Origin of the sequence: Fluviicola sp. (assembly GCF_039596395.1) — a bacterium.
Taxonomy (GTDB): Bacteria; Bacteroidota; Bacteroidia; order Flavobacteriales_D; family Crocinitomicaceae; genus Fluviicola.
In genome coordinates, this window is sequence record NZ_JBCNJT010000002.1 from 1,113,364 (window position 1) to 1,133,100 (window position 19,737).

Genomic DNA, 19,737 nt, shown 5'->3' on the forward strand with positions numbered 1-19,737 from the left:
ATCTTTTCAATTCCTAAAAAACGTTAAGTGACTTGTTAATTTTAACATTTCACCTACATTCGCTATCTATGATTAAAATTCGGATCAATCTTGTAATTACTGCAGTGTGGATTGCCATGCTGGCACTTTTGCTGATCCAGATTTTTCAAACTCTTCAATTGTATGACCGGAAATCAGATGATTTTAAGAGTAAGATCAACACGGCCCTGGAGCGGATAGCCATCCGTTACGAGAAAGTAGAAGATGTCCGCAGGTACTCAAACCTGATGAGTAAAGACGTTTCCGGGCAATACAAAGATGTACTCAAGGAAGAATTCCAAAATTTATTTGAAGTAAAAGAATCCATTTCGATCCGCGATACGGTCCTGACGGTAAAGGGAAAACTTGAAAATTACCTGATCGTTACCGGGAATAGCTACGATTCGATCTCCGGATTGTATTCCAAGCAGGAAGTACTTGCCCGCGACGTGAGACAAATCCACGAATTGTTCGATGGCGGAGGCATGAGCTTATTCCACAAGGATTCCGTGCGCGCAGCTTATCACCTGGATCAGCGGGTAATGCACAAGATTGTCAAAAAAGCGAAATACATCAACGAATTGATGGTGGAAACCTTCAGAGACAACATGTACCTGGACCCGGAAAAACGCATCGATCTGAAGATCCTGGATTCTATAATCCGGAAAGAACTGATGGCGGATAAGCTGCCTGATGATTTCAAGTTCGTTGTGGTGGAAGAAAACAATGAGCCGGTGAAATTCGACAAGCAAACGGTTCCGAATTACGATGTGAAACTGGATACGGTTAAAACGCATGTCGCCATGTTGTTCCCGAACAAGATCCTGGAAGACAAATTGATGCTGCATGTGAATTTCCCGAACAGTAAGTTCTTCGTATTGAAATCCATGGGAAGTTTGCTGATTGTGAGTTTGATCCTTGCGGTACTCATTATCATTACGATTTCTTACATGTTCCGTACGATTTTGACCCAGAAGAAATTGTTCGAAATGAAAAATGATTTCATATCGAATATGACCCATGAGTTTAAAACACCGATTTCAACGATTTCACTGGCGTGCGAAGCAATGCACGATCCTTCGATGATGGGTGGACAAACGGAAAATGCAGCACCATTCGTTAAGATGATCCAGGAAGAGAACAAGCGTCTGAGTGTGCTCGTGGAGTCCATTTTACAAAGTGCGGTGATTGATCGCGGTGAATTGAAAGTGAAGATGGAACAGGTTCCGGTGGTAGAAGTTATCCAATCGGTGGCCAAAACTGCATCCTTCCGCATTGCCGGGATGGATGGAGAACTAATCCTTCAAATGCCGAAACAGGAAGTGTACATTGAAGCAGACCGCATGCACTTCACGAATATGGTGAACAATTTAGTTGATAATGCAATTAAATACAGCAAAGACAAAATTCACGTGACGGTAAAACTGGAAGTGTTTGCCGATCGTTTGGAATTGTCTGTGATTGATAAAGGAATTGGAATAAAACGTGAACATATCTCGAAAATATTTGATAAATTGTACCGTGTTCCGACCGGAAACGTTCATAATGTGAAGGGTTTCGGGTTGGGGCTGAGTTACGTGAAAGCACTTTCCGACATGTTCGGATGGAGCGTGCATGTGACGAGTCAGGTAGGAGAAGGTTCAGAATTTCGTGTAACAATAAAAAGATAATTATGGCTAAGCAAAAATCAATTTTATTAGCAGAAGATGATGACAATTTAGGTCAATTATTACAAACGTTTCTTAAAGCCAAAGGTTATCAGGTAGAGCTTGCCCGCAATGGAAAGCACGCGTATGAAAAATACACAGACGGACATTTCGATTTCTGTATTTTTGATGTAATGATGCCTGAAATGGATGGTTTTACGCTTGCAAAAGAAGTCCGTTTGATTGATCCTAAAATCCCGATTTTATTCCTGACAGCGAAAGCAATGAAGGAAGATAAACTGGAAGGTTTCGAAAGTGGTGCGGATGATTACATGACCAAACCGTTTACCATGGAAGAGTTGCTGGCGCGTATCGAAGCAATTTTGAGACGTACGGGCGGTTCCGATAACGACGAAAGCGAAATTCAGCAAATCGGGAATATCCAGTATGAACCGGTTTCACGAATCCTTCATTTGAAAGAGGAAAATAAAAAGCTGACAACGAAGGAAGGGCAGTTGCTTCACCTGTTGTGCAAAAACCGCAATGAAGTTTTGGACAGACAAGCTGCTTTGCGTGCAATCTGGGGAGATGACAACTATTTCAACGGCCGCTCCATGGATGTATACATTGCCAAATTGCGCAAATTGCTGAAAGAAGATGAGCGCATCGAAATCCTGAATATCCACGGAAAAGGATTCAAACTGATTGTTCACGAATAGTGGACAGGATCAAACGGTTTAAAGAGTTTAAAAGTTCAACATTTGGAACCTCCGGAACTTTTTGAACGTTGAAACTTTCAGGATAAAAACTATATTCGCTCAGTGATGCGGAAAAATAATCGGAAGATCCGTCGTTTGGCGGGTCTTTTTTCTTGGGGTATAAAAACCGGCCTGTTACTGAACCTGTTGGTGCTCAGTAATCAATACGCGTCTGCCCAGGAAGTCTTTTCCATTTATTATCCAAGCGGTGATTACAAATTGCTGGAAGACAACAAACAGGAGATCAACAAATACATTTTTTCCCACAACCTGAAGAAAATAGATAGTTTGCAGGTCATTGGCTATGCAGATTCTACCGGGAAGAAACGACTGAATATGCGCCTTTCTCACAAACGGGCGGATAAAGTCAAAGAATATTTGGTTAAGATCCTTCCTGCAAAAACTCCGGTTTCCAGCTTTGCCCGCGGAGAAGAAAATGCACTTCGCAATCCCAATGATAATCACAGGAGGGTCGAAATCCATTTGTTTTATGCCGGAAAACTGGTGGAAGATTCTACCGAATTGTACGAATACTTCGGAAATACGAAAACCTGCTTTGTGCTTTCTGATTCGGTGATGAAGAATTGCAACATTATCCGCTTCAATGACGGCAGGAGCAATATGGTAATCCTGGAAATGGAACCACATTTATTCTCCAGGAACCAGGTTTATTACACACTCACGAAAGGTTCCCAATATGCGAAAATCATTAAGTGGAAGCTGGAAATGAGCGGAGAAGGCTGGTGGCGCCACGAGCGTTACAGGGCGCGAATTAAGGAAGCCGACTTTGAATCTTACGGGGTCTTGACAAAGAAAAAAGTCCATGCCGACTATAACGAATGCATTGTCTGTGACAAAGATATGAATGCCCCGCTGAAATTGAAATCGGAGCTTTTGCCGGAAGTCTACATCATGCAGCATTTACAGTTGCGAAAGAAAATGCTAGAGGGAGAATACCTGCTGATCGTTCCGCAGGATTATGTTTCGCCTTCCAGGTCCTATTATTTCGATAAAAATTACGACCGGCCGATCGAATGGCATACCAAATTCGGGATACGCAACAGGCCCTATTATTTTGCAAGCGTTCCGGCTGAATATTTGAAAAACAAAGATTGGAACGTTTATTCCAATCGCTCAACCTGCATTCCGTCGGGAGATTCGTTGAAAATCAATTATCCGCTGGATACCCTGGGCCCGCATCAATGTTTACCGGAATCAAGAGGCGGATTGAATGCGCTCGAATACGGACTCGAAGCAACTTACTGGAATTACGATTTCCGTGCGGCGGCCATTTCCGGGTATGCGCAATATACGGGCACGCGTTTCGAGTACAGCCTAAACCTTGGAGTGGATCTGAAAGCACGGTTCCAGGCAATGCTCGAAACAGATTACCTGATCTTTTCCTTCGACCCTTACAAGCAGACGTTTATCGGGAATGCAAACCGCTCATTGATCCATGATTTTCACCCCACATTGGCGGCTTACGCGGGAACCAATCTCACATTCATCAGTGATCGTCCGAACGCCGGACTGATCCACGCTTTGTACATCGGCGCGGCTTACAATAACAATCCCTTTTCGCTGTCATTCGACCGGTTTTACACCAACCTCGGGGTCTGCACCAATTACCTGAATTCCGGAGGACTGAATTTCTCCCTGTATTTGCAGGTTGGCGTGAAATTTAAAATGTAAAATATAGGTAGGGGTGAAAAATTTTCCACCCCTACCCGGAATGATAAAAGCATTCGCTTTTTCTTATCTTTGCAATGAAAAATAGAAAACAATGATTCGTCTTCAAAACTTTATCAACGGAGAATTACTTGCACCGGTTAAGGGGCAATACATCGATAATTACGAACCGGCAACCGGTAAAGTTTATGGAGAAATTCCGAATTCTACGGAAGAAGATGTAGAACTGGCGGTTCAGGCTGCTGAAAAAGCATTCCCGATCTGGTCGAATATGACCAATGAAGAGCGCGGTGCCATCATGATGCGTATCAGTTTGGGTATTGAAAAGCGCATGGATGAATTTGTGGCTGCAGAATCCCGCGATAACGGAAAACCGCTTTCATTGGCGGCGCATGTGGATATTCCGCGCGCGGTTTCCAATTTCCATTTTTTCGCCACGGCAGTGGAGCACTTTGCTTCCGAATCGCATTACATGGAAGGAATGGGAATCAACTATACAACCCGCAAGCCGATCGGAGTAGTCGGATGTATTTCACCGTGGAACCTTCCCCTGTATTTGTTTTCCTGGAAAATTGCCCCGGCTTTGGCTTCAGGTAACTGCGTGATTGCAAAACCTTCTGAAATTACACCATATACTGCATACTTGTTGAGTGAAGTAGTAAAAGAAAGCGGTATGCCAGCAGGTGTTCTGAATATTATTCACGGATTGGGCCAACATGCCGGAGATGCGATTGTGAAACACCCGAAAATCAAAGCCATTTCATTTACCGGCGGGACGAAAACAGGTGAATACATTGCGCGTACTGCCGGACCGATGTTCAAGAAGTTGTCTCTGGAATTGGGCGGAAAGAACCCGAATATCATTTTCGCGGATTGTGATTTTGATGAAATGATCAAAACCACGGTTCGTTCTTCCTTTGCCAACCAGGGACAAATCTGTTTGTGCGGATCACGTATTTTCATTGAACGAACCATTTACGAAAAATTCAAAACGGCTTTTGTAGAACGTGTCAACCAATTGACGGTTTCCAATCCTTCCGATCCGAATGCGAAAATGGGCGCTGTTGTTTCCAAACCACACATGGAAAAAGTGCTTTCTTACATCGAATTGGCCAAAGAAGAAGGAGGAACAATCCTGACAGGAGGAAAACGCGTGATCCTGGATGCTCCTTACAACGAAGGGTATTACATCGCTCCGACCGTGATCGAAGGTCTTTCATATGACTGCAGAACGAACCAGGAAGAAATTTTCGGGCCGGTGGTGACAATTACTCCTTTCGATACCGAAGAAGAAGTGTTAATGATGGCGAATAGCACCGTTTACGGACTTAGTGCCACTATTTGGACATCCGACCTGAAAAGAGCGCACAGAACCGCAGATAAAGTACAGGCTGGGATCGTTTGGATCAACTCCTGGCTGGTTCGCGACTTGAGAACACCATTTGGTGGAGTAAAAGCTTCCGGAGTAGGAAGAGAAGGCGGTTGGGAAGCACTGCGTTTCTTTACCGAAGCGAAGAATGTGTTTATTCCTTATTAAAATTAGGATTATATACAGGTTCAATTATCTTTTATTTTTCCCCCGTTTGATCAAACTTGCAACCTCGAATTCGAGCGAGCCATAAACCTCTTTTTTCTTCAGGGAATCAATGCGGAAAAGCACATCTGTTCCACGGTAATTCCACAGACCACTGCAGGAAGAACCGGTTGTTATTTTCGGGGATTTCCCGGCAGTATAGGCACTGATGCTTTTCGGAAGAATATTGAGTGTTAGCGGTGGAGAAAACAGGAAGTGGTAGTGTTTTCCCTGCTTGGTCACAATTCCCTTCGTAAAGAGCGCCGCAACCAGTTTCTGGCCGTTCTCATTCACCGAAAACAGAAGAGAATATCCCGGAACGGCTACTTTATTCACTTTCCGGACTTCTACCGGGTTGAATTCTTCGTCGTAACCGATTTCAACGACCTCTTCATTAATCAGCTGTGTACCGCCTTCCTGGAAGGATAAATCGCCATCCCAGGCTTCAAAAAATGTAGAGGTAGGAAAACTCACTTTTTTCCCGAGATCAAGAATCCATTTGTAAAGCGGCCCGCTCGGATCTTTTTTAAATTCGGAGATATCCAGGTGAATATCCAGTGCTTTCGTAGAATGTTTGCTTCTTTCAAAGCTCATTCCCGATTCCTTTTCTTTTATTTTAAGCGGTTTGCTGGAATGCAGGTATGTTTTCAGCTTGATATTGAGCGAATCACTGTCATGTGCGCACAAAGCATAATCCAACCCGAATTTTTTCAATCGCGGGGAATGCGAATAAAGTACGATGTCTTCGTCTTTGAATACCGGGTTCTTCAGGAATTTCTCCCAGGAATTTTCAATGTCTCCTTCGTGCGCAAAAATAGCTTTCCCGATGCGCCTTTTGATCTTGGTCCCTTTGTAAACCAGCAGGTAATCCTTGTCGTAGAAAATGTAGAGGCCGAGGTCTTTGATTTTCTTGACTTTCCGGTTGTAAACCACCGTGTCGGAAACGTGAATGTACTGTTCAAGGCGGTTCAACCCGTTTTGGATTTTGGAACTGTCAATCACTGTTACAAAGGTTCCCCATTCGTCTTTTCCGTTGGAGAAAAAATAACCTGTACTTTGGATATCGATCCCGATTCCTTTTGCCTGACCCAGTAAAAAGTCGTAAGTCATGTACTCCCTGAAAGGAACTTTGTTCTTAAACATCAGCGAGTTTGTTTCCTTGGCGATGTTCAACAAGTTGTACCTTCCTACCACTTCACTTTCGGGAAGACGATCCAGGAGGCTTGGGGGCGGGTCACCGGCAAACAGGCGCGGACGGATATAAAGAAACAACGCCAATGCTGCGCACAGCAATGCGATTAACATAACTTTATTTCCAACCCCTTCTGCTTTCATTTTATCTCGTTGTGGATATCAGGTAAGCGGTGTTCACTAAATCCAATAAATATTTTCCTGCGTTGTCGAAAGTGCCGTCAAAGCTATACGTCAGGTTGTAGGTTGTTTTCTGGCGGGATGTTTTGGAAGAAATTACTTCCACTTCTCCTTTTTTACCTTTCATGGATGCCAGGATATCAAAACGGTGATCGTTCAGGATGGATTCCGGAAGACGATTGATCATGTCTCCCAGGTTCATATATCCGTAAATAGAACCGCTTTTCACTGCATTTTTCACTTGTTTTCCGGCAATAGCATCTGCTCCGTATCCGTTGGAATGGTTTTTCGCCAGATCTTCGTCATTGGTGAAGATGAACAACCCGTTTTTATTGATCATGTACAAAGGCACTGAATTCAGGATCGCTTCTTCGTATACCCAGTAATCGCCCATGTTCTTGAACTGGGAAGTAATGCGCGACATGTGTTTCAGGATCTTGTTCGGGATATCCGGACGGCCTGTTGTAAACCCTAAAGTGAAAACCGGCATGTCTTCTTCCGACTCGATTTCTTTTTCACCGTATTCGAATGTTTCTTCGTCGTAGAAGAACTCCACACGTTTTGTTTTCACCCGTTTGATCCCGTTGAAGGTACCGAACATACTTCCTTTGTAGGTATTGAAAACCTCGTCGGTGTTGATGAAATCGTTCAATAATTCAATCGTCAGTACATTTGCTGAAATACGTGCATTTTTCTCTTCGCTCAGGATCGGCATGATCACTTCATACGCTTTTTCATAGCCTTTCTTCAAATCGATCTTGTAAGTAAAGAATCCGGTATTGTTTTTCGGGATGTATTTCAACACATTTTTATCGAATTTGGCACTGTTCAGTTCCTCGTAGATACTTCCCAGCCCGTTACCATAGTTTGCTTCTATCTTTAGATCAATGGATTTCTGGTTCAAAACGATATCGCCCAGCATGACATTCCCCGTGTACAATTCGTTCAGGTCACGGTACAGATCCGGGAACATGGCTTGCAGGTAGAACAAACTATTTGTGTTTTTGAAATTACGGCTGTTATCCAGGTAAAAAATCCCGTCTGAAGGATGAGTCAACTGAGCAGCCAAACGCGCATCCTGTGCTTTCAGGTTTACTTTCTTTGCGAAAAGTTCTTCGGTAATCAGTTCCAGCCGTTTGCGGGAATATTCCGATTCGATGCTGTCGCGCAATTCGTAATAATTCTTGAACAGATCACTTGTTTCGTCCACAGCTATCGGTGTTTCGTCCACTTCTTCTTCAATGATTTCTTCTACTTCATCGCCTTCCTCGTTCATAGTCGGATCGTCATCTGTCAGTTCTTCCTCATCGTAATCACCCATCTGTTCTTCGTCGAAGTACTCATCTTCATACCATGGAAGTTCAAATCCACGGGAAGTCCAGATAGAATCGGTGATTTCAGTCAGTTTTTCCTGGTCCGTATCCACGCGGATCAACAAGCCCACATTTCCCTGGATCATCAAATGATTGAAGTAATTGTTGTAGTATTCCGTTCCTGCAACCAAACTTTCTTTGCGGTCGAAATCATCGAAAACCGTAAACAATTTTTCTTTGTCCGTAATCCCGAAAGTAAAGCCCGAAATTTCGAATTCGGGGTTCTTTCCGTAGAAAATATTCATCTTCTGGTTAAAATCGATCCCGGCATCTTTCAGGGTTTTTCCCTGGGTAGAACCGTCGAATAATTCGGACTGCAATTCGGTCATGAAATCGTAGGAAACCAATTCATCCATGGAAACCTTCTGAAGAATGGAAATATTGTTCAGGCTAAAGACCGTAACGGCATCTTTAGGAATGATATCTTCTGATTTCTGCCCCCATGAAATTGCTCCCAAAAGGGTGATCGGAATTAAGATTTTAATTTTCATAAATGGATGAATGAACGGATTCTACACGAAAGTAAAATCATTTTTTGAATTGAAATACCGATTTGGTTTATCAACGGGTATTTGGTTGATAACTTGTGTTAAAATGCCTGCTTTTTTGAGCAATCCGCGGAAACTAGTTGGAAACAACGAAGGTGCTTTTCAGGATAGAAGGGTTTGTTCCTACTGAAAAGGTATTCGACTCGATCAGGCCTGCTACTTTCGACGGGGAAATTTTTGCCTGTGCGTTATCGCATTTTACAATCGGTTTATCAAAGCGGGAAACGCAGGTATATTTTCCTTTTTTGAGTTTTTCCTGGTCTTCCGCTTTCATTTTCTGGATGACGCTTTGAAAATTCGGAACAACACGGGTCAGGGTTTTTCCATCCCAGGTCAGCCAGTTCTCATTCAGAGCAGGATCGCTTTTGTCTTTGACTTCCTCTTTGATAATTTCGCGAATGCCGCTTTGCAGGTCCGAAACCGATTCGAAATCGACATAGATCTTGAAAATAAAATTGTCGTAATCGGATTCTACACGCACGTTGGAAATGCCTTCTTTTTCCTCGAGCTTATTGCGGTAATATTCTATTTTCTCCTTGATTTCCGGGAGTTTGGGAACGCGTTTTCCATCCACACTATCCAATGCAAGGATCGAATTGATCTTTACTTTGCTCGCGCTCATGTTCACGGTATACTTATAGGTACCGCTACCATCTGCGTGAAGGGTGATATCATCCCAAATGTCCACACAGGAAGAAAGTACAAGAATCAGAAACCCAATCAGAAAAATACGCATAAGTCAATTTTCAAGTGCAAAAATACAGAACTGGACGAAGCAAAAACAGTACCAACTAAGAAATCTTTCTATTGGACGAAAGAAATGTGGTTTTCCGTAACTTCAAATGTGGCTTCCCGTCCGCAAATAAAAGCCCGGTTGTCGTTTATATGGCCCACGGGTGCATCGAATGCAATTGGAAACGAACGGTATTTGGTGTGTTCGAGGATCAGTTCTTCCACATTCCATGCCGTTGGAGTTGCTGTGTCCTTCATGTCGGTCATTCCTCCAACGATCAATCCTGCAATGCGGTCAAATACACCTGCATACCTGAAAGCCCAAAGCATGCGGTCCAAATGATAAACCTGTTCACCGATGTCTTCAATAAACAAAATGGTGTGGGCATAATCCGGGGAATAGGGTGTTCCCAGCAGCGAATAGAGGATTGACAGGTTTCCACCGACTACATTTCCGGTTGCAATTCCCGCCTTATTCGATGCATTTGGTTGCCAGTTGTATTCGTTTGGTTTTCCCTGAAGGACATTCACCAAAGATTCCAGCGATTCGGGAGTGTTTTCCCGGAAATTTAGCGGCATGCTGGTATGAGCCGTTTCAATTCCCAGTTTCAGTCCGAGGCAATGGAAATTGGTAATGTCCGAAAATCCAAGCAACCACTTCGGTTCGCGAAGCAGGTTTGCCCAGTTTACCGTATCAAACAAACGGATTGCACCGTAACCGCCCCGGTTGCAAACAATTGCTTTAACGTCCGGGTGATCAATTGCCCACTGCAAGTCGGCAGCGCGTTCCATATCCGTCCCGGAAAAATAACGGTATTCACTGGCTGCACGCGAACCTACAAGTACGTTGAAGCCTTGCTCTTCAAAATACGCTTTTGCGAAGTCAATGTATGTTGCTTCAATAGCTTTTGCGGGAGAAACCAATGCAATTGTATCGCCGGGAACCAATTTTGGAGGACAAATCATACCCTAAAGGTAATTGAAAATGGAAAATGTTAAAATTGAAAAGATCAAAAAAAGTAGGCCTGCGATTAATCGCAGGCCTACTTTTTGAATATTGATTAACCGTTGATTGGGCCCATCACCACCATTTTTTCCATAGTTGGTGTCGGGCTTCCGCCCATTTTTTCTAGGGTTATGGCAAAAGCCGTAATGTTTTGAGCGTTTACATCGAAAGGTTCGGTCATTTGTTCCACTTCATCGTAGTTGAAAAGACCCACTGAAACCGGTTTTCCGTCAGCGATTACCCACAACTGGTATTGCATGTTTGCCGGTGGCGGAGTAATCTTTTCTGCGTGCATTACTGCCTTCTTCATGTCTGTGTTCCACATGACTTTTACCGTCGCTTCCGGTTCCATAGCCGTTCCGGTCATTTTAACCGTACGCACGCTTTCTGCAGCCAATACTTCCTGAACCGTTTGTAAATGGTCCTTCTCAATAGTCATTGCCTGAAGGATCTGATCATTTTTCAACTGGTCTTTTTCCATGGAAGCGATGATGTTATCCATGCGTTTTACTTCGCGGTTGGATAAGAACCAAAGTGCACCGATCCCGATTACCAGGATCACAGATGCGGCTGCCATCATTTTCCACATCGGGCTTACTCCTATGATTTCAGGAGCAGTATTCAAAGCGACAATTTTTGCTTCGGTCTTTTTCTCAGGGGCTTTTTCCTGTGGCGTTTCTGCAATGGCTTTTAACAGAGATGCACGAACAGAAGGATCCGGTGCCTGAGCATTTTCAAGCATCATTTCCTCGCAGCGTTTCTGAACGCGGATAAACTCGGCCTGAATTTCAGGGTAGATTTTAGACAGGCATGCCACTTCCTGAACTTCCTGTGGGGAAGCAAGACCGAGCGTTACCGACTCCAAAATTCCTGACGCTATGTATTCGTTTATATCCACAATATCAATAATGTAAACCATTTCCTCAACTCCATCATGGCCATACGCGAACGCGTTTTCACAGTTCCGAGCGGAAGGTCCAGCTCATCTGCTACTTCTTGTTGTGTATAGCCTTTGAAGTACAAGTACTCAATCATTGTTTGCTGTTCAGCAGGAAGGCGTTCCACCAATTGTCTCAAACCGATGGCACTCACATTCTGTTGAACTGTTGTTGAGCTATTTACGGTCGTTTCCAGAATTTGGATTTCGGACTTACCTTCTTTTTTTAATTTTCGTAACGCGTCAATAGATGTATTGCGGGCAATGTTGAGCATCCAGGTGAAAAAACTTCCTTTCGTATCGTCATACATTTGAATGTTTTTCCAGACTTTGATAAAAGTGTCCTGAAGTACATCCTGAGCAATTACTTCATCGGTAATAAACCGGTTGATCACGCCGTTGATAGCACCTGAATAGCGGTCATAGACTTCGCCGAAAGCGTTCTGGTTTCCCGCTTTTACCTTTTGAACCAAGTCATTAATCTCTATGCTATTCAATGAATCCAACAGAACGAATTTAATGAATAAAATTAATTCAAAATCCAAAATGGAAAATATCGGGAGGTTAATTACAGATATGATTGGTAGGTACTCGATGCATCACGTCCCCACAGACATCCATTATAGCTGAGATGGATCTGCTGAAATCCAGCAGGAAATTAGTACCTTTGCATCTGTTTGAAAATTACCTTTAATCGATTTAAAGTTTATGAGTCAGAAGTATAACGAGTATTCAGGACTGAATTTGCCGAACGTTGCGCAATCAGTTCTTGAAAAGTGGAAAAATGAGCGCGTTTTTGAAGCTTCCATCTCGACAAGAGAAGGGGCGGAGCCGTTTGTTTTCTTTGAAGGGCCGCCATCAGCAAACGGGCTGCCGGGTATTCACCACGTAATGGCTCGCTCGATTAAAGATATTTTTTGCCGCTACCAAACGCTGAAAGGAAAACAGGTAAAGCGTAAAGCCGGTTGGGATACGCACGGCCTTCCTGTGGAATTAGGTGTGGAAAAAGAACTGGGAATTACCAAAGAAGACATCGGGAAGAAGATCTCGGTGGACGATTATAACAAGGCATGCCGGGAGGCGGTGATGCGCTACACGGATATCTGGAACCGTTTGACGGAAGAAATGGGGTATTGGGTCGATATGGATGATCCGTACATTACCTATGATCCGAAATACATGGAATCAGTTTGGTGGTTGCTTGGCCAGTTATACGAAAAGAATTTACTGTACAAAGGATATACGATCCAGCCGTATTCACCGATGGCGGGTACGGGGCTTTCCTCTCACGAGTTGAACCAGCCGGGTTGCTACCGCGATGTGAAAGATACGACGGTTGTGGCACAGTTTAAAATAAAAGATGGGCAAGAATTGCCGTTCCATGACAATGTAGGTACGCAAGGCATTGCGTACCTACTTGCATGGACAACAACTCCGTGGACTTTGTCTTCAAACACCGCTTTGTGTGTGGGCCCGAATATCGAATACGTATTGGTTTCGACATTTAATCCTTATACGCATGAACCGATCCAGGTTGTTTTGGCGAAAGACCTCCTTTCCGCACATTTCGGAAAAGGATTTGTTGCTGTTGAAACAGAAGCTGAATTGAGCAGCTACGAAGCAGGGGCAAAACAAATCCCGTTTGTGGTACTTGGTTCGTGCAAAGGTTCTGACCTGGTCGGAATCCGTTACGAACAACTGTTGCCGGGCGCATTACCGTATGAAAATGCGGATCAGGCTTTCCGTGTTATTTCCGGAGATTTCGTAACGACCTCGGATGGTACGGGAATCGTGCACATTGCGCCTACTTTCGGTGCGGATGATGCGCGCGTGGCTGCAGAATCAGGAGTTCCTGCGATGCTTGTTCTGGATGAGAAAGGTGTTCCGGTTCCTTTGGTGGATTTACGCGGACGTTTCCGCCCGGAAGTTTCCGATCCGCTTTTCGGTTTGGGAGGTGAATATGTGAAAGCAGATTACCTGACAGACGAAGAAACGGAAGCTGAATTTCAAAAACAGCGCGCAGGATTGAAGTCTGTGATCCCGGATTTGAAAGCATACATGTCGGTGGATGAGCGCATTGCTCTGAAACTGAAAATCGAGAACAAAGCATTTAAGATCGAGAAATACGAACACAGTTACCCGCATTGCTGGAGAACAGATAAATCCGTTTTGTACTATCCGCTGGATTCTTGGTTTATCAAAGTGACCAACGTGAAAGAGCGCATGATTGCTCTGAACAATACGATCAACTGGAAACCGGCTTCTACAGGAAGCGGGCGTTTCGGGGAATGGTTGAAAAATGCCAACGACTGGAACCTTTCCCGTTCCCGTTATTGGGGAATTCCGATCCCGATCTGGTCAACAGAAGACGGTGATGAGCGCGTTTGTATTTCGTCCGTAGAACAATTGAAAGCGGAATGCGAAAAAGCGGTTTCGGCTGGTTTCATGACTGCAAACCCGTTGGAAGGATTTAAACCGAATAATTTCTCGAAGGAGAACTACGCACAAATCGATCTGCATAAAAATTATGTGGATGAAATTACACTGGTTTCTGCTTCCGGAAAGCCGATGAAGCGCGAAAGTGATCTGATCGATGTGTGGTTCGATTCGGGAGCGATGCCGTATGCACAATGGCATTATCCGTTCGAGAATAAAGAATTGATTGACAATAACCGCTCGTATCCTGCAGATTTTATTGCGGAAGGGGTGGACCAAACGCGCGGATGGTTCTACACGTTGCATGCAATTGCTACGATGTGTTTTGATTCGGTGGCCTACAAGAATGTTGTTTCCAACGGGTTGGTACTGGACAAGGACGGACAGAAAATGTCCAAGCGTTTAGGAAATGCCGTAGATCCGTTTGAAACCTTGTCGAAATACGGTCCGGATGCGACGCGCTGGTACATGATTACCAATGCGCAGCCGTGGGACAACCTGAAGTTCGATACAGATGGAATTTCGGAAGTGCAGCGCAAATTCTTCGGAACGCTTTACAACACGTATTCATTCTTTGCATTGTATGCAAACATTGACGGGTTTAATTATTCGGAAGCAGAAATTCCGTTGGAAGAGCGTCCGGAAATCGACCGCTGGATTTTGTCGAAACTGAATTCATTGATTGCTCAGGTAGATGAGGCTTATGCTTCTTTCGAACCGACGAAAGCAGGCCGTTTGATCCAGGATTTCGTAACGGATCAGTTGTCGAATTGGTATGTACGCCTTTGCCGCAGACGTTTTTGGAAGGGTGATTACGAAGCAGATAAGATCTCGGCATACCAAACATTATACACCTGTCTGGAAGCAGTTGCGATCATGGGTTCACCGATTGCACCGTTCTATCTGGATCAGTTATTCTCGGATCTGAATGAGCTTTCGGGCCGTCATCCGGTGAATTCGGTTCATTTGGCATTCTTCCCGAAATCGAACACAGACCTGATCGATTTGGAACTGGAAGCACAAATGGAAATTGCTCAGAACGTTTCTTCTCTGGTACTCGGATTGCGTGCGAAAGAGAAAATCCGTGTGCGTCAGCCGCTTCAAAAGATCATGGTTCCTGTTCTGAATGCCCAGTTTGCTAAAAATATCGAGCACGTTCAGGCATTGATCCTTTCAGAAGTGAATGTGAAAGAACTGGAATTGCTGGATGCATCGAATAATGTCTTTGTGAAATCCATCAAAGCCAATTTCAAGACCATCGGGCCGAAATACGGAAAACAGATGAAGTCTATTGCTGCTTTGGTAGCACAAATGGACCAGGATGGTATTGCGCAAATCGAGCAAAACCAAGGCTGGAGAGGACAAGTTGACGGAGAAGAAGTAATCCTTGACTTGAGCGATTTTGAAATCCGGGCGGAAGACATTCCGGGATGGTTGGTTGCGTCTGAAAACGGGTTGACCGTTGCTTTGGATTCGACTATTACCGAGTCTTTGCGTATGGAAGGAGTTGCCAGGGAATTGGTGAACCGTATCCAGAACCTGCGCAAGGATTCCGGATTGGAGGTTACGGACAAAATCCGTTTAACACTCAAATCTTCCGAATTCATCCAGCTTGCAGCAGAAGCAAATAAGCAGTTTATCTGTGATGAGGTTCTGGCAACGGATTTAAAGATCACTTCCGATTCTTTCGAAGGACTTTCTACAGATATAGAAGAAGATGCGGATACATTGATCCGTGTGGATAAGATCTGATTTTAAAAGAATAAATTAAAAGGCCTTCATTTGAGGGCCTTTTTCCAACTAACCGGAGCAATTTTCCGTTCAGGACAATAACCATAATAAATCAAAAAACCATGGTAAACAGATTACTAGTTATCTTTTTTCTTTTCTGCTCAACAATCTATGCACAGGATTTGGGGTGGACTATTTCCAATGAGGGTGCAACATCGAACGGATCTTATGTGGAAATAGATGCTGCCGGAAATGTTTATGTATATGGAAGTTTTTCGGATAGCGTGGATTTGGATCCATCTGCAGGAGTTGCACAATACACTACTATTAATTCAGTAACTGAACCCTATCTGGCAAAATATGATCGCTCCGGGAATTATTTGTGGTCTAAAAAAATGACGGGTTTTCTGCCCCAGGGCAGTGAACGGGATTTAATGGTGCTTGATTCACAGGGAAATATTTTGCTTGCTGTGAATTTTCAAGATTCGCTGGTTGATTTGAATGATAGTACTTATTACTCTTTGGCCGGTTCTCGGGACATGGGAATTCTGAAATTAGACGGAAATGGAAATCAGTTATGGTTTAAGCTTGTACAAAGTAGTTCAAACGAGTGGTTCCATTTTATTGATAACGATAATCAGGATCACCTTTTGTTGAGCGGATCATTCACCGGAGCTTTGGATGTTGATCCTGGTTCCGGTACCGAAATCATTTCGCCTGACAGCTATGTAGGAAACTTCCTCTTGAAGCTGGACGAATCGGGAGCATTTGAATGGGTTAGGACCTGGAATGAAGGAATAGGTGTATCGGACCTGGTAATTGATACTTCCCGGAATATCTGGATTACCGGTAGTTTCATGGATACGGTCGATTTAGATCCATCTGCGGGTGATTTCACGGTGCAGAATCCGTCGAGTAATCCACAGTCTTTTGTCTTGAAATTAACCCCGGACGGAAATTTTACGTGGGCAAAAACAATTGTAAGCACGATTCTGGCTTATTCGGACAGAATAGCCTTAACTGCAAACAATGAAGCAATAATCGGAGGACGTTATCAGGGCATGGTACAAATGGGTTCCGAAACCTATAATTTGCCCAACAATTTGAATGCGTATTTGTTGAAGCTCGATGAAAACGGTACGGTGCAATGGTCTCGTAACATCCAATGCCAGGGAGTTAATTCAATCTCGGAAATAAAAGTCTTAAGTGATGGAACCATCTTATTTTTAGGGAGCTTTTATGACACGACTTACTTTATGGCGCCAACTACCGGCTTGCAACTGATTCCGAATAATCCCTACGATACGTATTGTGCCTGGTACAACAGTGCCGGAGACGTAAGATGGGCAACGCGTTTTGAGGGAACCGGGGGCATATTAGTGATGGATCTTGCAAAAGATTCGGGGGATACCGTAGTAATGACCGGATTTTACACCGGCGATTTTGATTTTAACCTGGGACCTGCAGTAGAAGCCGAAACAACTCAAAGCTATTACCACGGTTTTGTAAAGAAAATGTATTTCGATAAACTGATTTCCCTGGGAATCGAAAAGAAGAAAAGCATACAAATCTCCTATTCAAATCCTGTGAATGATCGTTTATTATACCAATCAGATTCAAAAATTGAGAAAGCATCTGTTTTTTCCCTGAATGGCTCATTAGTCAGAGAAATAAATGCTCCCGCAGGAGAGATTGATTTTCAGGGAATTGAATCAGGGATGTATTTGGTTCATTTCGAATCCGGTGAGGGAATAGTTACAGCAAGAATTGTTCGTTTATAAGAGAAAAGAACTTAAATCTTTCATATTTCAGGGATTGAAATACCGGTTACTTCATTTGTCTTAGTAATTTTAAGTCAAAGACCGGGAAATGCAATTGTTTAGAAAAAGCAGAAGGAAAGAACTGGACGAGTTATTCGATGATTTTTACAACGAAGCGGATTACACGTCGAACAACCTGGAATTCCTGGTTGACCTGGTTGCTCACTTTCGCCCGGAAAAAATAGACAAAGAGAAACCGGTTAGCATTCAGCCGCTTTTGGATTACCTGAACGAGCACGCTGTAAGGCGTTACGCGATGGCTGTTTATTTGCGGAATGTATTCAAAAACCGCAAATTCACGTCTATTCTGACGGATTCCGGGATAATCCGGGATGCATATTTTCTGCGGGAAGTGCGGGAACGTTTGGCTTCAAAAATATTACCCGAACAACCGGAACCGGACACGTTACAGTTTTTACTGAACCAGGTTTTTTACAAGCAGAATGACTTTGAGTGGATCCAGGAAATTGCTTTGCCGGAAATCAATGAATTGATCGTATTGCTTGATTTAAGTACGATCTACGATGCGGAAGAAGCAAGTCAGCATTCACCGGTCACGGAAATCATCAGCGGGATCAGTTTGCTCATTCAGCGGATCAGCGGAAGAGCGCTGGAACAGGATGTACTGATCATGGTTCCGGAATACGAAAATGTGGAAAGTCCGTTTGAACTGTTTGAAAAGAAACTGGATATCATCGTTTCAAAAATTGTTCAGCAACGCCATTTTTCGGTTTCGGCCACAGACCCCGATTTTCAGGATTTGATCCAATTGCTTCAGGGCTGTCACCAGATTATCAATACTGCTTTTGATAACAGTGCGAAGTTTGGTATTTCCATTCGCGTGAACCAGAGTTTGCTGCGTATCCGGCAGCAGCTATTCCGTATAGAAGCATTATTGCCCTTATTGGCTACGGATTCGAAAGAGGACCAGCGCGATAATTCGATTTACCTGGCGATCCGGCTGATCAAATACAATTGCCGCAAGAACAACATCCGCAGGTTGATGCTGGATAGTACGCAGACAATCGCTTACGAAGTAACTCAGCATACGGCAAAAACGGGAGAACATTACATTACCGAATCGAAAAAGGAATACCGGCACATGTTGTTGACTGCCATGGGCGGAGGATTGATAGTGGGTTTTTTGTGTTTGTTCAAAGTAGTACTAAGTAAAGCAGAGGTGAGCGATTTCGGACATGCTTTATTGTACAGCCTGAATTATGCGTTCGGGTTTATCGTAATCTATTTGCTGGGATTTACCCTGGCAACCAAACAACCGGCCATGACCGCAGCTGCTATCGTCAAATCCATTGAGAACAGATTGTCGGATTCGGTCCATGATACCGACAGGCACCGTTCTTTTGCCATTTTATTTTCGCATTTGTTCCGGTCACAGTTTATTGCTTTTGTGGGAAATGTGTTCGTGGCCTTTCCGGTTGCCATGCTATTGATCTGGTTGTTGCAGGGAATGGCAGGTTTTCACATCGTGGATGAAGCCAAAAGCGAACATTTAATGACCGATCTGAATCCCATTGCGTCCTGGGCAATCCTGCATGCGGCGATTGCAGGAGTGTTCCTGTTCCTGGCGGGAATTATTTCAGGATCGATCTCCAACAAGATCAAGCACAAAAAGATTTACAACCGGGTTAAGGAGCATCCTGTGCTGAAGATTTCCTTAGGAAAAGAGAACGCCAAACGTTTTGCGGAATGGATTGAAGCAAAATGGGCCGGAGTGGCATCCAATTTCTGGTTCGGAGTATTTCTCGGCTCTACTGCATCAATCGGGATTTTTCTCGGATTGAACCTCGATATCCGGCACATTACATTTGCTGCGGGCAACATGGCCCTCGGATTATTTGGCGGTCATTTTGAAATTGGTTGGTATCCGGTTGTGATGGGAATCATCGGAATAGGAATTATAGGTTTTGTAAATTTCATTGTAAGCTTTGCCCTTTCACTTTGGCTGGCGCTGCGTTCCCGTGATATTCCAATTTCCGAACTGAAGTATTTATTCCTTTCCGTTTGGGTATATTTCAGGCAAAAACCACTTGCATTTTTCCTTCCCCTGAAGAATTCTTGACAAGATCAGTAATTGCTGT

13 protein-coding genes are annotated in these 19,737 nt (G+C 43.8%); 7 read left to right on the forward strand and 6 right to left on the reverse strand.

The window, feature by feature from the left end:
• The first annotated feature begins 68 nt into the window (after positions 1–68).
• From ABDW02_RS13735 to ABDW02_RS13750, 4 genes are all read left to right on the forward strand, one after another.
• Positions 69–1,688 (forward strand): HAMP domain-containing sensor histidine kinase, encoded by a 1,620-nt coding sequence (locus tag ABDW02_RS13735; RefSeq protein ID WP_343635355.1) that lies wholly within the window; start codon positions 69–71, stop codon positions 1,686–1,688.
• 2 nt (positions 1,689–1,690) lie between these two features.
• A complete protein-coding gene (locus tag ABDW02_RS13740) occupies positions 1,691–2,383 on the forward strand; it encodes a response regulator transcription factor (protein WP_343635357.1) in 693 nt (230 codons plus the stop codon).
• Positions 2,384–2,488: 105 nt separating this feature from the next.
• On the forward strand, positions 2,489–4,114 hold the full coding sequence (locus ABDW02_RS13745) for an OmpA family protein (protein WP_343635359.1): 1,626 nt from the start codon (positions 2,489–2,491) through the stop codon (positions 4,112–4,114).
• 91 nt (positions 4,115–4,205) lie between these two features.
• Positions 4,206–5,648: an aldehyde dehydrogenase gene (locus tag ABDW02_RS13750; protein WP_343635361.1), complete on the forward strand. Its 1,443-nt coding sequence runs from the start codon at positions 4,206–4,208 to the stop codon at positions 5,646–5,648.
• Positions 5,649–5,672: 24 nt separating this feature from the next.
• Here the strand turns inward: ABDW02_RS13750 and ABDW02_RS13755 are convergent, their stop codons facing one another.
• The 6 genes from ABDW02_RS13755 to ABDW02_RS13780 all read right to left on the reverse strand — a co-directional run bounded on the left by ABDW02_RS13755 (position 5,673) and on the right by ABDW02_RS13780 (position 12,157).
• Positions 5,673–7,019, reverse strand: a complete 1,347-nt coding sequence (locus ABDW02_RS13755; RefSeq protein ID WP_343635363.1) for a hypothetical protein — start codon at positions 7,017–7,019, stop codon at positions 5,673–5,675.
• A gap of 1 nt (position 7,020) precedes the next feature.
• Entirely contained in the window at positions 7,021–8,919 is a 1,899-nt protein-coding gene (locus tag ABDW02_RS13760) for a hypothetical protein (RefSeq protein ID WP_343635366.1), read from the reverse strand.
• A gap of 133 nt (positions 8,920–9,052) precedes the next feature.
• Positions 9,053–9,712 carry a hypothetical protein gene (locus tag ABDW02_RS13765; RefSeq protein WP_343635368.1) on the reverse strand — a complete coding sequence of 220 codons (660 nt, stop codon included), beginning with the start codon at positions 9,710–9,712 and terminating at the stop codon, positions 9,053–9,055.
• A 68-nt stretch (positions 9,713–9,780) separates the two neighbouring features.
• Positions 9,781–10,674, reverse strand: coding sequence for an LD-carboxypeptidase (locus tag ABDW02_RS13770; RefSeq protein WP_343635370.1), 894 nt, complete (start codon positions 10,672–10,674; stop codon positions 9,781–9,783).
• Positions 10,675–10,769: 95 nt separating this feature from the next.
• Positions 10,770–11,633: an anti-sigma factor gene (locus ABDW02_RS13775; RefSeq protein ID WP_343635372.1), complete on the reverse strand. Its 864-nt coding sequence runs from the start codon at positions 11,631–11,633 to the stop codon at positions 10,770–10,772.
• Positions 11,603–12,157, reverse strand: a complete 555-nt coding sequence (locus ABDW02_RS13780) for a sigma-70 family RNA polymerase sigma factor (protein WP_343635374.1) — start codon at positions 12,155–12,157, stop codon at positions 11,603–11,605. The genes ABDW02_RS13775 and ABDW02_RS13780 overlap by 31 nt, the downstream gene beginning before the upstream one ends.
• A 202-nt stretch (positions 12,158–12,359) precedes the next feature.
• Here ABDW02_RS13780 and ileS point away from each other — a divergent pair, with 202 nt between their 5' ends.
• The 3 genes from ileS (at position 12,360) to ABDW02_RS13795 (ending at position 19,718) form a co-directional block, all read left to right on the forward strand.
• Entirely contained in the window at positions 12,360–15,839 is a 3,480-nt protein-coding gene (ileS, locus tag ABDW02_RS13785; RefSeq protein WP_343635376.1) for an isoleucine--tRNA ligase, read from the forward strand.
• Positions 15,840–15,940: 101 nt separating this feature from the next.
• On the forward strand, positions 15,941–17,599 hold the full coding sequence (locus ABDW02_RS13790; protein WP_343635378.1) for a T9SS type A sorting domain-containing protein: 1,659 nt from the start codon (positions 15,941–15,943) through the stop codon (positions 17,597–17,599).
• Positions 17,600–17,687: 88 nt separating this feature from the next.
• Entirely contained in the window at positions 17,688–19,718 is a 2,031-nt protein-coding gene (locus ABDW02_RS13795; RefSeq protein ID WP_343635380.1) for a recombinase, read from the forward strand.
• Positions 19,719–19,737 lie beyond the last annotated feature (19 nt).

Excerpts from the sequence above, each read along its gene's own strand:
- ABDW02_RS13735 (WP_343635355.1), top strand. The coding sequence starts at position 69 with ATGATTAAAATTCGGATCAATCTTGTAATTACTGCAGTGTGGATTGCC.
- ABDW02_RS13740 (WP_343635357.1), top strand. The coding sequence starts at position 1,691 with ATGGCTAAGCAAAAATCAATTTTATTAGCAGAAGATGATGACAATTTA.
- ABDW02_RS13745 (WP_343635359.1), top strand. The coding sequence starts at position 2,489 with ATGCGGAAAAATAATCGGAAGATCCGTCGTTTGGCGGGTCTTTTTTCT.
- ABDW02_RS13750 (WP_343635361.1), top strand. The coding sequence starts at position 4,206 with ATGATTCGTCTTCAAAACTTTATCAACGGAGAATTACTTGCACCGGTT.
- ABDW02_RS13755 (WP_343635363.1), bottom strand. The coding sequence starts at position 7,019 with ATGAAAGCAGAAGGGGTTGGAAATAAAGTTATGTTAATCGCATTGCTG.
- ABDW02_RS13760 (WP_343635366.1), bottom strand. The coding sequence starts at position 8,919 with ATGAAAATTAAAATCTTAATTCCGATCACCCTTTTGGGAGCAATTTCA.
- ABDW02_RS13765 (WP_343635368.1), bottom strand. The coding sequence starts at position 9,712 with ATGCGTATTTTTCTGATTGGGTTTCTGATTCTTGTACTTTCTTCCTGT.
- ABDW02_RS13770 (WP_343635370.1), bottom strand. The coding sequence starts at position 10,674 with ATGATTTGTCCTCCAAAATTGGTTCCCGGCGATACAATTGCATTGGTT.
- ABDW02_RS13775 (WP_343635372.1), bottom strand. The coding sequence starts at position 11,633 with ATGGTTTACATTATTGATATTGTGGATATAAACGAATACATAGCGTCA.
- ileS (WP_343635376.1), top strand. The coding sequence starts at position 12,360 with ATGAGTCAGAAGTATAACGAGTATTCAGGACTGAATTTGCCGAACGTT.
- ABDW02_RS13790 (WP_343635378.1), top strand. The coding sequence starts at position 15,941 with ATGGTAAACAGATTACTAGTTATCTTTTTTCTTTTCTGCTCAACAATC.
- ABDW02_RS13795 (WP_343635380.1), top strand. The coding sequence starts at position 17,688 with ATGCAATTGTTTAGAAAAAGCAGAAGGAAAGAACTGGACGAGTTATTC.